8 protein-coding genes are annotated in these 12,140 nt (G+C 52.3%); 2 read left to right on the top strand and 6 right to left on the bottom strand.

The window, feature by feature from the left end:
* Nucleotides 1–356 precede the first annotated feature (356 nt).
* Nucleotides 357–1,043, bottom strand: a complete 687-nt coding sequence (locus ACK4IR_RS12110) for an energy-coupling factor ABC transporter ATP-binding protein (protein WP_409874611.1) — start codon at nucleotides 1,041–1,043, stop codon at nucleotides 357–359.
* Between the two features lie 63 nt (nucleotides 1,044–1,106).
* On the opposite strand from ACK4IR_RS12110, the gene ACK4IR_RS12105 reads away from it, so the two are divergent.
* Nucleotides 1,107–3,257: an HAD-IIB family hydrolase gene (locus tag ACK4IR_RS12105; protein WP_409874610.1), complete on the top strand. Its 2,151-nt coding sequence runs from the start codon at nucleotides 1,107–1,109 to the stop codon at nucleotides 3,255–3,257.
* On the opposite strand, the gene ACK4IR_RS12100 is transcribed toward ACK4IR_RS12105, so the two are convergent.
* The 4 genes from ACK4IR_RS12100 to ACK4IR_RS12085 form a co-directional block, all read right to left on the bottom strand.
* Nucleotides 3,254–3,958, bottom strand: a complete 705-nt coding sequence (locus tag ACK4IR_RS12100) for a polysaccharide deacetylase family protein (RefSeq protein ID WP_409874609.1) — start codon at nucleotides 3,956–3,958, stop codon at nucleotides 3,254–3,256. The two genes, ACK4IR_RS12105 and ACK4IR_RS12100, sit on opposite strands and share 4 nt — an antisense overlap.
* 275 nt (nucleotides 3,959–4,233) lie before the next feature.
* Entirely contained in the window at nucleotides 4,234–6,264 is a 2,031-nt protein-coding gene (locus ACK4IR_RS12095; protein WP_409874608.1) for a protein kinase domain-containing protein, read from the bottom strand.
* 34 nt (nucleotides 6,265–6,298) lie between these two features.
* Nucleotides 6,299–8,338: a putative PEP-binding protein gene (locus ACK4IR_RS12090; protein ID WP_409874607.1), complete on the bottom strand. Its 2,040-nt coding sequence runs from the start codon at nucleotides 8,336–8,338 to the stop codon at nucleotides 6,299–6,301.
* Between the two features lie 44 nt (nucleotides 8,339–8,382).
* Entirely contained in the window at nucleotides 8,383–10,614 is a 2,232-nt protein-coding gene (locus tag ACK4IR_RS12085) for a RelA/SpoT family protein (protein ID WP_409874606.1), read from the bottom strand.
* Nucleotides 10,615–10,834: 220 nt separating this feature from the next.
* Between ACK4IR_RS12085 and ACK4IR_RS12080 the strand changes: the two genes are divergently transcribed.
* Nucleotides 10,835–11,524 carry a hypothetical protein gene (locus tag ACK4IR_RS12080; protein WP_409874605.1) on the top strand — a complete coding sequence of 230 codons (690 nt, stop codon included), beginning with the start codon at nucleotides 10,835–10,837 and terminating at the stop codon, nucleotides 11,522–11,524.
* 8 nt (nucleotides 11,525–11,532) lie between these two features.
* Here ACK4IR_RS12080 and purE read toward each other — a convergent pair whose 3' ends face one another.
* A complete protein-coding gene (gene purE, locus ACK4IR_RS12075) occupies nucleotides 11,533–12,054 on the bottom strand; it encodes a 5-(carboxyamino)imidazole ribonucleotide mutase (RefSeq protein WP_409874604.1) in 522 nt (173 codons plus the stop codon).
* Nucleotides 12,055–12,140 lie beyond the last annotated feature (86 nt).

Below are 12,140 nucleotides of genomic sequence, written 5' to 3'. Positions count from 1 at the left end.
CTTGAGGACAAGTGGGCGAGCCATGAGAGTCTCCTATTGAGGTGACTTCAGTTTTAGGATAAGCAATCCTCTCGCTTATGACTTATTTTTTATTAATATTTTATTTATGATTAAGGTTACAAAGAACTGGTATTAAAAATACTTTCTCCACGAGTAACCTAAGCCACCTAACAATTTACTCAGGAGTGGGGTTGAGCTTTCAAACAATTGTCAGCACCTGTTTCATGCAGACTATTCTATGATTTAGGCGAAGAAAGTAGCAACTAAGGTTGCCTGAGAGACTTTCCGCCTTGCAGTAAAGTGATGAAGCTTCCAGTCTTATCCTTGGCGAACAGCATTAAGCAACATCTTGCTTTTCAAGCATGCAGCAGGGGAATCATGTCGGTGGCTGCCCCTTGGCCAATCACTTTGCCGCGATCTAAAACAATGGCACCATCCGCTTGCGCCAGTTCATCGAGACGATGGGTAACCCACAGTGCTGTCATCCCTTGGGTATTGACCAGTTGCCGCACATAGCCCAAGAGTTCCTGCTGGCTATCGGGGTCAAGGAGGGCTGTGGGTTCATCGAGCAAGAGCACCCGACAATGGCGAGCGATCGCCCCGGCAATGGCTACCCGCTGTTTTTGGCCACCACTGAGGGCATAGATGGGACGGCGTTCTAGCCCCTGTAAATTTACCGCTTGGAGAGCCGCACTGACGCGCTCGCGCACCTGCCAATAGTTGAGCGCTTCGCCATTCAAACTAAAGGCAATATCTGCACCCACGCTGGGCATCACCAGTTGGTGATCGGGGTTTTGGAAGACAAAGCCAAGGGGCTGCTCCACATAGACTTCTCCCCTTTGGGGCTGCAACAGCCCCCCCAAAATCTTCACCAGTGTTGACTTGCCACTGCCATTGCGGCCAAGGAGCATCCAGAGTTGCCCCCGAGGGATTTCTAGGGACACCCGATCCAGCACCGGAACCTCTGGCGACCAGCCAAAAGAGACCTCTTTGAGATGAACTGCTGGGGGGATTGCCGCCATGGCTTTTTGGACAATGCTCATGTTTTTCGGTAGGGTGAGGATGACCCCCAATTGGGTTATCGTGCGCCAAGTAAGGGAGCAGCTATGCAAGAGGGATTATACATTGTCCTCATTAGTATTCACGGTTTGATTCGGGGCGATCGCCTTGAACTGGGGCGGGATGCCGATACGGGAGGACAAACCCGCTATGTGGTCGAATTGGCCAAAACCCTTGCCGCCCATCCCCGTGTGGCTCAGGTGGATTTGGTGACGCGTCTGATTGCCGATGCCAAGGTCAGTCCCGACTATGCCCAGCCGATTGAGCGAATTGGCGATCGCGCCCGTATTGTGCGTCTGGCCTGTGGCCCTCGCCGCTATTTGCGCAAGGAAGTGCTTTGGCCCTATCTAGACGTATTTGCCGATGAACTGTTGCGCCATCTGCGCCAAGGTGGCTGCATGCCGGATGTGATCCACAGTCACTATGCCGATGCTGGGTATGTGGGGTGTCGCGTGGCCGGCTGGCTGGGGGTTCCCTTAGTGCACACCGGGCATTCCCTCGGACGGGTTAAGCGGCAGCGCCTCCTTGCCCAAGGCAGTAAACCTGAGGCCATTGAGGAGCAGTTTCACTTTACCACTCGCATTGAAGCTGAGGAGCAAACCCTTGCCAGTGCCGCCCTGATTATTGCCAGTACCCATCAGGAGGTGGAAGAGCAATATCGCCTCTACGATCAGTACGACCCAGAGCGGATGGCGGTGATTCCACCGGGGGTGGACACTAGCCGTTTCTATCCCGCCCCTGTTCCAACAGATTTGCCTTTTCGCAAGGAATTGCGTCGCTTTTTGCTGGAACCGCAAAAGCCCTTTATCTTTTGCCTCTCCCGACCGGTGCCGCGCAAGAATGTGGCCGCCCTGCTTCATGTCTATGGTACTGATCCCTTTTTGCAGGAGCGAGCGAACCTCCTTTTAGTTCTCGGCAATCGCACGGATATTAGTAAGATGGAGGCCAGCCCTCGCCAAGTACTGACGGAACTCTTTTTGCTGGTTGATCGCTACGACCTCTACGGCAAAGTGGCCTATCCCAAAACCCACACCAGCGATGAAGTCCCCGATCTGTACCGTTTAGCTGCGCAACAACGGGGGGTGTTTATCAATCCCGCCCTCACCGAACCCTTTGGCCTGACGCTCATTGAAGCGGCTGCCTGTGGACTTCCGGTGTTGGCGACAGCGGATGGCGGGCCGCAGGAAATTCTTCGCCACTGTCAGAATGGCTTACTCTTTGATGCCCTTGACCCAGAGGCGATCCGCAGGGCACTCCATCAAGCGTTTCAAAGTGATAGCCAGTGGCAGACTTGGGCAGAAAACGGTCTTAAGGGAGTCCAAGCCCACTACTCTTGGCACAGCCATGTGGAGAGGTATCTGCAAGCCCTTGATCAACTGGCAGAAAAACCCGTATTGCCAGCCTTGAGCCTGCAACGCCAACCTACCCAATACCACAGTAATAAACTGCCAAAGACTCTGACGCGGAACCGTCTGCTGACCCTTGATCGCCTGCTGATTAGTGATATTGACAATACGCTGATTGGCGATCGCCCTGCCCTAGAACGACTATTGGCGCTTCTGCAACGCCGTCCTGAAATGGGTTTTGGCGTGGCAACGGGGCGTCACCTAGAAATTACCCTAGAGGTACTCCATGAATGGGGCGTGCCGATTCCCGATGTTTTGATTACCTCTGTCGGCAGTGAAATTCACTATGGCCCTCACCTTGTGCCCGACACCAGTTGGCAGCAGCACATTAGCTATCGCTGGGAACCGCAACGGGTGAGAGATACCCTCGCCAATGTGGCCGGCCTGACGCTGCAACCGCCGCAAAATCAACGCCCCCATAAAATCAGCTACAACGTAGATACCACGGTTCTTCCCAACATTACGCCGGTTCTGCGTCTTTTACGGCAGCAAAAACTCCACTGTCGGCCGATTTTCTCCCACAATCAGTTTTTGGATATTTTGCCCCTGCGTGCTTCTAAAGGGGATGCCCTGCGCTATCTGGCGCTCAGGTGGGGCTATCCCCTGCAAAAACTTTTAGTGGCCGGCGATTCCGGTAATGACGAGCAAATGCTGACCGGCAATACCCTTGCTGTGGTTGTGGGCAATCACAGTCCCGAATTGGAAAAGTTGCGCGATCGCCCCCACATTTACTTTGCCAAAGGCCACTATGCCCAAGGGATCCTCGAAGCAATTGAGCACTATGGCTTCTAACGAAAAGCCTGCGATAGCGTCAAACTAGAAATGCCTTTGCTGCGGTAATAGGAAAGAATTTGATCCAGTGCCTCTACCGTCGGTTGCCGACTGGGATTGAGTTGGGGGTTGTTTTGCATCGCCGAATTAAATTCAGTGCCATCGTGCATTATCACCAGTTGGCGATCGCCCCCCTGAATCACACTGTTGGCAATCATGGTTGCCGTTGTTTCAATATTCCAATCTTGAGTATCCAGCGACCAAAGGGCAGAATTCATCCCCAAGGCCTTGACATAGGCTAAAACTTGAGCATTCTGATCCCCATAGGGAGCACGAAACCAACGCGGGTAGTAGTTCACACCGATTTGTTGTAAGCATTGATGAATTTCCTGTTGGTTTTTCACTAACTGTACCCATTGAGACTGCGGCGATTCTTGGGTCAACAGCACATGACTATAAGTGTGGTTGCCGATTTCATGTCCCTCACGATAAATCTGCTGCAAGATGTCGCAATTTTGCGCTACGCGCCCACCAATCACGAAAAAGGTTGCCTTCATGCCATACTGGCGTAGCTTCGCAAGGATAGGCAGCGTGTACTCCCGTGTTGGACCATCATCAAAGGTCAAAGCCACAAAGTTGGTAGGAATTTTTGCGGCATAGGCTGCCGCATTCTCGTAGTTAATGTTGATAAATTCAGCAGCAGTCGGTGACGGTTGAGGCACGAGGGGAGATTGCTGAGGCGCTATTGGGGGTTGCCCTCGCCTTCTTGGTGGAGTCTCTACTTGACTGCTGATTGTACTTGCGGGAGTTGGTGTGGCCGAAGTTGTTGCTGGCCGATTTGCAGGGTTAGATTCATACAGTCGCAAGAATACAGTGGTGCACAATACCACCAAAATCGTTGCTACTGCAAAAGATAAAAATTTGATAACCTTTTGAGAGCGAGAATTTTGAGGCGTTTGAAGTATAGGTAGCAATTTAGATGGATCTCTGACGTTGTTTAATCTACCCATGTTGGTTCACCCACATAGAAAGAATAGCCACTCTCTTCACTCAGTAACTCTGCAAAAACTTCAGCTTCCTCCTTGGAGCGGAAACTGGCCACTTGAGTTTGGTCACCCACAATGATTGCATCACCACAGTAGCGTTCCTTCACAAGATTTAGGGCACCCTTTGGCCCTCGAACAGGCCACCAATAGGCTTGGGCAACATAATCAGAACCACAAGCAGCTTGCCAAGACAATCTTGGCAGAGTGGGCTCGACGGGGGGTTCTTCTTCTATATTTCTTTGTGCAACAGGTGTAGATGCAGGGCTGGGAGTTTCCCTAGGTGTAGGTGTTTCAGTAGGTGTCGGCGTCGGTTCTGGAGTGGCTGGGGGCAATTCTAGCTGTGGTGATGGCTCAGGTGTTGGCATTGATACTTGGCGGGATTCTAAGCGGTTCCACAGAAAAAGTAGGGCGATCGTTGCAAACATGCTCCCAAACATGATCAAGGGTACGGCAAGAATGACCCACGGAGCTACTGTTGAGGCTCTTGTCGATCTAGGCTGTGTATTAACGGATACAGGCTGAGTAAAGGAGAAGGGCTGGCCAGTAGATGGCGTCGAAGGAATGACAGGTTCATAGACAATATTTCCTGTCTCCACCATTCTCCAATGGTGATCTTGGCGTTCAAGCCGTACCGGCTTCAGAAGTTGGCCTGACTTTTCAGCGGGGTGCTGGGGTAAGGTGCGGCGAAATAAGTAGGAGTCGAACTCGCCTTTGCGACAAGGAAGAAGCCAGGACTGCTGCTGAACATCAGTGACAACAAGGTACATAGGCGTAGGGCTACGCTCAGAAAAAATAATTTCCTGAGCCTGAGGACTGGCGGGATGAGTCACTCCTACCAATGTGGCATACTTCTGGATTTCTAGCCAATCGCTATGCAAGTCACTGTTATACTTCTCAACGAGCCAATTGACGGATGGAATCAACTGCGGCGGTGCAGATTCTTCAACAATCGCTGTTGTTTTTAGCTCCTGTGGCTCTAATGCTTTGGCTGTTTCAGCTTGTAAGTCTTGGTTCTCTGAATTGCTTAAGGCAGCTTCGACTTCGCTGGCCGACTGATAGCGATCGCTAGGGACAACCGCCAACATTTTCATTAAAATATCTCGAAACTTTGGATTGATGGGACGCTGGTTTTGCCAGTTCCAAGTGTGATGATAGTGATCAAGTAATTCCTTGGGGTCTCGACCTGTGAGCAAGACAAGACAGGTGACGGCTAGGGAATAGAGATCGGAACAGGGAAAAACTTGCTCCCCTCTGACTTGTTCTGGCGCTGCGTAATTCGCCGTGTAGATTCTTGTGTGCTCCCTTGCCATTTCAGTCACCCGCGAAATGTCTTTCACGGCGCCAAAGTCAATGAGATAAAGGCGGCGCTGTCCGGGAAATTTACTGTTTTTTGCCGATTGGCGAATAATGTTTGCCGGTTTAATATCTCGGTGAATTGCTTTTTGATCATGGATGTACTGCAAAACAGGTAGCAGTTCTTTCAAGATACCTCGTACTTCCTCTTCGCTAAAATGGCCTCGGCTAGCCAGTTCCTCCTCAAGGGTATCGCCCTCAATAAATTCTTGAACCAAATAAAAATAATTTTCCTCTCCTTCTCCCGTGCTGCTGTTCACCCGCTCTTGAAAGAAAGCAAATAGGGTAGGAATTTGGGGATGTTCCCCCAGCTTTTCGAGGAGTCGTGCTTCTCGCTTGAATAAATCTTCAGCTTTCTGTAGGAGAGCTGGGTTAGAGGTTTCCACTTGCAGTTGCTTGATTACGCATTGGCGCCTGCCCGGCGTGTCCAAATCCCGCGCGAGGTAGGTGATGCCAAAACCCCCTTGTCCCAACACCTGCTGGGCAACATAACGCCGCCGCAACATTAAGGGCATGCCACAGTTGGCACAGTACTTTTGAGGGATGCCGTCGGTTGGAACCTCCCCGTCGAGTTCCGGCAAGTCATTCTGGGGGCGAGAACACCAAGGGCGGGTGCAGTAAATAAGCATTGTCCTACGTTGAATGGCACCAAGTTATTCACAATTAAAGCCGATCTAAAACCTGAGGGACAACTTCAGGGCTAACGGAGAGACTGTCAATGCCCAAATCAATTAACCAGGGCAGCCAATGGGGATAGCGGCCGGGGGCTTCGCCACAAAGACTACAGCCTAGATGGTGGGCTTTGGCTTGCTGAATGAGGTGCGCGATCGCTCCCCGTACCGCTGGATGATCTTCGTTTAACTCTGGTAGTGCCGTCTCCCGATCCATTCCCAACAGCAGTTGCGTGAGATCGTTGGTGCCAATGGTAATTCCGGCAACACCCAGCTTGGCCAAATCCGGCACTAAAAACAGAATCGCCGGCACCTCCGCCATGACCCACAGTGGCACCCCGGCGCTCGCTGTCAAGCCATGCTCGGCAAGAGCCGTTTGGCAATAGGTGACTTCACTAACACTGCGCACAAAGGGCAGAACAATACGCAGTGGGCAGGTTTCTAAACGGTGGGCGATCGCCAGCGCCGACAGTTCCAAGTGAAACAACTCCGGACAATGGGGATAGCGACTCACACCCCGCAGCCCCCCAGTCGTTTCGGGTTCAAAGCGGTGTCCGCCCAACAGCTGCCGGTAGTCCGCCGGCCTTAAGTCCAAGGTGCGATAAAAGAGAGGCCGGGGGGCGATCGCCCGCATAAATTCACGCAGGTGCTGCACCCAGCGATCGCGCAACTGCTCAGCTTCCCCCTGCTCCAACCAATGACAGGGGTGACGATGATCCAAAAAGGCCAACGCCATTAACTCGGAACGCAACAGGCCAATGCCATCACAGGGGAGCGATCGCAATAACCGCAGGGCACTGACTTGACTCACATTCACCATGATTTGCAGGGGCAACCGTTTCACCACGGGGGGTGAGGGCGTTGGCGAAGAGGGGGTCGCCACCACCGGCAATGGGTCTGGCGGCAGTTGATAGATACAGCCACGATGACCATCCAGAAACAGCATCATTCCTGAATGAATAGACTGGGTAGCCTTGGCCACACCGACAACGGCAGGCCGTCCCAATTCCCGCGCTAGAATCGCTCCATGACTGGTTAGCCCGCCTTGCTCACAGATCACCCCCACAGCCGCATTCACCAAGGGCAACCAATAGGGGGGAATACTTTTGCTGACTAAAATCCGCCCAGCCACGGCAGCGGGAGCGCAAGGGTCGGTGATCACAATGGCGGGGGCGATCGCCTGTCCCGGCGCAGCAGCAATGCCCTCAGCAATTAGCGTCCGTTCCAGCGGCTTCAGGGGAACGGGTGTCGGTTGCGGCTCTGGCAAGCACTGTCCCCACCACACCTGTGTCTGGCTGCGATGCCAAACCCATAGCCGGGACGCCGCCCCGCGACAGGCCTGCTGCAACTGTTCTACCTCGGCGGGTGTCAGTTCAATTCCCCTCGGTGGCAGGGGAATGCCTTGATGGGGGAGGGCTACACCGCCGGCGATCGCCCGAAACGTTGGATCAGTGCCTGTCCACCAACCTGAGGCCACAATCGTACTCAAGGGGTAGAGTAAAATCCCCGCTTTGAGCCGACAAAAATCCCATCCCTGCTGCCAATAGGTATAAAGATTCCTCGCCCGTACAAGCCTAGCAAAAGCATTTTCAATCGCCTGATGACACAGGGGTAAACTGGGATGATTTAATACAGTTCCACAACCTAGTCCCCAAGGTAAGTCCTGCGTTTCCTGCCAAAGATAGGTGGTGAGCACAAGATGACTCTCTCCCCCCTGGTGTTGCCAAAAGTGATGACACGCCGCAAAAACGGTTTCCAACTCCCCCACATCCAAAGGGGGCAATTCATGGGTCATCTCCAGCGCCAGTGCCTTGAGATCCGCCGTATTGGGAGACCTCTCCTGCCAGCGATCGCAGGCCGCTTGCCACAGCGGAATCACGCCAGAGCACAACTGTTGCCAGACACTGGTGGAAATCAACCACACCGGATGGGGTGGCGGCAAGATTTTTTGCGTCGCTTGCAGGGCAACCAATGTCGGGGAAAGGGCTTCTGCTGGGTACTGTTGGAGGAGTTCCAGAAGGAGTGATGTCACAAACGCTTTTCCTTCATCGGGAGTCACCGAGCGGACGATCACACCTAAGGAGAATTCACTTCTGTTTGCTGACGGCGACGAATGTTGAGGACATCAGTGATTTTTCTAATCTGCGCCAAGATATGATCCAATTGCTTTGCATTCACAATATCAATACACAAATCAATAATCGCTGTGCGCCCCGGATCCGTGTGGACATTCGCTCGCCGCACATTAATTTGATTATCGGTTAAACGGGTCAAAATATCCTTGAGAATGCCGACTCGATCAATCACCTCAATTTGCACATCCACCGGATAGGTTTGGGGACGGCGTTGATTGACCTTCGTATTCCAACTCACGGGAATCAGGCGATCGCTCGACACCGATTCGAGGTTACTACAGCCCTGACGATGAATGGAAATGCCACGACTGCCCAACGTCACCACTCCAATAATCGGTTCATCGGGCACGGGACAACAGCAGCCGGCAATGTGATAGACCAACCCCTCTACCCCAAGAATGGGGGAATCACTGGGTTTTGTAGTGGCGGGGACACGGTTGACAGGGGCAGATTCTGAAGGCAGTTCCGGTGTGGTTGTCTCTGGACGCGCGAGGGTAATTGCCCGCAGCCGATTCACCACGAGATTCAGCGTAATTTCGCCGTAGCCTAAGGCGGCCACCAAATCATCCACACTCTGGTAGTTGCTGCGCTCTGCCACCTGCTGCATTTGTGGTGATTTGAGAAGAGCCTCCAAACCCGCTTTACCCAATTCCTTCTCTAGCAACTCCCGTCCCCGTTGCAGGTTTTCATCGCGGCGCGATCGCTTGTACCACTGCCGAATGCGGTTGCGTGCCGTTGTGGTTTTAACAAAGTTCAACCAGTCCAGACTGGGGTGGGCGGTTTTCTGGGTAATAATCTCAACAATGTCGCCATTGCGCAGGGGCGTATCCAAGGGCACGATCCGACCATTCACCCGTGCCCCGGCACAGTGATTCCCGACATCGGTGTGAATATGGTAGGCAAAGTCGAGCGGCGTTGCCCCCTGTTGCAGGGCAAGGACATCCCCTTGGGGCGTAAAGACATAGACCTCCTTATCAAAGAGATCATCGCGAATGCTATCGAGATACTCTTGGGCATCCTTGAGGTCATTCTGCCAATCTAGGAGTTGCCGTAGCCAGGTGAATTTTTGATCGCGGGCACTCCACTGTTGCGGCAACGAATGACCCGTTTCTTTGTACTTCCAGTGGGCAGCAATCCCATATTCAGAGACATGGTGCATCGCCAACGTGCGAATTTGCACCTCTAGGGGGCGGCCACCAAGACCAATCACAACGGTATGCAGGGACTGATACTGATTGGGTTTCGGTAGACTAATGTAGTCCTTAAAGCGTCCTGGCACGGAGAGAAAACAGTCATGGACAACTGCTAGGGCGCGATAGCACTCATCCTTTGTAGCTACAAGAATGCGAATGCCCGCTACATCATAAATTTCATGGAATTCTTTTTGCTGCCGCATCATTTTTTGGTAGATGCTGTAGAGGTGTTTGGGCCGGCCACTAATTTCTAGATAGCCAAAGCCCATCCCCGATAGTCGTTCGTGAAGAAGTTGAATCGCCTGCTGGAGTTGTGCCTCACGATTAGCACGTTTTTCAGCCACCAGTTCCTGAATGCGACGGTAGGCCTCTGGCTCCAAATACTTAAAGGCCAAATCCTCCAGTTCCCACTTAATTCGCCAAATCCCCAAGCGGTTGGCCAAAGGGGCAAAGACATCGCGGGTTTCTTGGGCAATGGCACGGCGGCGATCTTCGGGCAGATATTCAAGGGTACGCATATTGTGCAGGCGATCGGCCAGCTTAACCACAATGACGCGAATATCCTGCGCCATTGCCAAAAACATGCGGCGGAAACTTTCTGCTTGCCGCTCCGTCTTGCTAGAAAAGTTAAACTTCGAGAGCTTGGTGACCCCCTCCACTAGGCGCCGCACCTCGGCACCAAACTGGGCTTCTAGCTCCTCTGCGGTAACATTGGTGTCCTCAATAACATCGTGGAGAAGCCCCGCTGCCAAAAGAGCAGATCCACCCCCTAAATCCCGCAAAATACTGGCAACTGCCACAGGATGGGCGATGTAGGGTTCCCCGGAAGCCCGCCGTTGTCCTTGGTGTAAGTCGTAGGCAAATTGAAACGCCCGACAGACCAAATCATCCCCATTCTCAGGATTTGGATTTTGCAGGCACGTCGCTAACCAATCGGGCAATTCAATATCAGTCGGTAAGCTAGGTGCAAAAGCGTTCATGGCAGCGGGCGATCGGGAGAGCAGCACAGTGGATTTGAGTACGTATATTTTAGTTTAATTTCCGGCTGATAGCCTAATTTACCAAGATGTCATAAGCTCAACGCGGTGAGAACCTTTTATAGATATTCCATCTCCCGGCAGATATTGATATTGCACAAAAGGGTTGACGCTCCCTTCTAACATGGGAAGTAGTCTCTTCATAAAGAGGAGGAAGGGAATCGTGGTGGCTTCGCTCACACCAATGACGCGCTATTATATTCTGCGTTTATTCGATCAGGAAAGGGATATTTTCGACCTAGCGGGTCAAAGTTTAGAACACGCAGTGGGCGATCGCTTTCAGCACGCCGGAGGAGAGCGCGAAAACCACATTCTGAATCGCTTAGAATCCCTTGCCCCCTCAGAATTAGCAGCCGTGGAGATGATTGTTCGTCTTCACCGCTCCCTCAGGCATAGCAGTGAAGAGGAGCGTCACCAAAGACTGCAATTAAAAAGTCTCGAAGAAAAACTATGGCGGATTTTGGGTATGGCCAATGCTCAAGATATTTCTAGGGCGCAAGTCATCCCTGTCAAAGAGCAGCCATCTTTAACGGTGGCTCAAGCCCTTGATCACTTGAACCGAGTCAGTGAACTAGCCCAAAAATACCTTGGCAAAGTCATCGTTGCGAATTATTGGCGAGCCTCTCGCCCTTCCACTAGTTGGTTTGCCGATTTTGTGGTTACTGATGACGGCTATATTAGCTATCACGGATCTTTGCCGGCTGCAAAAGTTGTTGTGAAACCAAACCAACAGCAGCAATTGGAAACATGGTTGGCGAGTTTTGTTGATGAATGTCGCCGCACTCTTCCCCTCTTTAGGCGTGATTTACAAAAGGCAAAGCTCTTAGGTTCTTTTCTAGAACCGAGGATCTGAATCAGGGATCACTGCTGTTGCAGATAAGCGCTAGCCCCTAGGGTTTGTAGTTTTTGATTCTTGGCGGTCACAGTAGCGGCCAACTCCTGACGATAGGCAATTACTTGCTCTAGCAGCTCTGGATCATGACTGGCCAATAGTTGGACAGCCAATAGGCCTGCATTTTGGGCATTGCCAATGGCAACCGTCGCCACGGGGATCCCAGCCGGCATCTGCACAATTGAGTAGAGGGAGTCCACCCCGTGTAAATGGCGGCTCGGCACAGGTACCCCAATCACAGGTAGGGGTGTTAGAGAGGCAATCATACCCGGCAAGTGAGCAGCTCCCCCCGCACCGGCAATAATCACTTTCAGACCCCGCTGATGGGCATTTTGGGCAAATTCTGCCATCGCAAGGGGAGTGCGGTGAGCCGAGAGGATAGCCACTTCATGGGGAATGCCAAAGTGTTCACAGATGGCGATCGCCCCCTGCATGGTCGGCAAATCGGAATCACTGCCCATGACAATGGCAACCAGCGGTGTCTCTGACATCTCTACTTTCTTACCGATACATTTTCGTTAACTTTTGCTAACAAATACATAGGTTAAGATTTTCTCTTAACCAAGGCGTATCAACC

This window comes from Thermosynechococcus sp., from assembly GCF_046299635.1.
Lineage (GTDB): Bacteria > Cyanobacteriota > Cyanobacteriia > Thermosynechococcales > Thermosynechococcaceae > Thermosynechococcus.
Note: the sequence above shows the minus strand (reverse complement) of the source record. Positions and strands in the feature narration are given on the sequence as shown.

Excerpts from the sequence above, each read along its gene's own strand:
- ACK4IR_RS12105 (WP_409874610.1), top strand. The coding sequence starts at position 1,107 with ATGCAAGAGGGATTATACATTGTCCTCATTAGTATTCACGGTTTGATT.
- purE (WP_409874604.1), bottom strand. The coding sequence starts at position 12,054 with ATGTCAGAGACACCGCTGGTTGCCATTGTCATGGGCAGTGATTCCGAT.
- ACK4IR_RS12085 (WP_409874606.1), bottom strand. The coding sequence starts at position 10,614 with ATGAACGCTTTTGCACCTAGCTTACCGACTGATATTGAATTGCCCGAT.
- ACK4IR_RS12110 (WP_409874611.1), bottom strand. The coding sequence starts at position 1,043 with ATGAGCATTGTCCAAAAAGCCATGGCGGCAATCCCCCCAGCAGTTCAT.
- ACK4IR_RS12095 (WP_409874608.1), bottom strand. The coding sequence starts at position 6,264 with ATGCTTATTTACTGCACCCGCCCTTGGTGTTCTCGCCCCCAGAATGAC.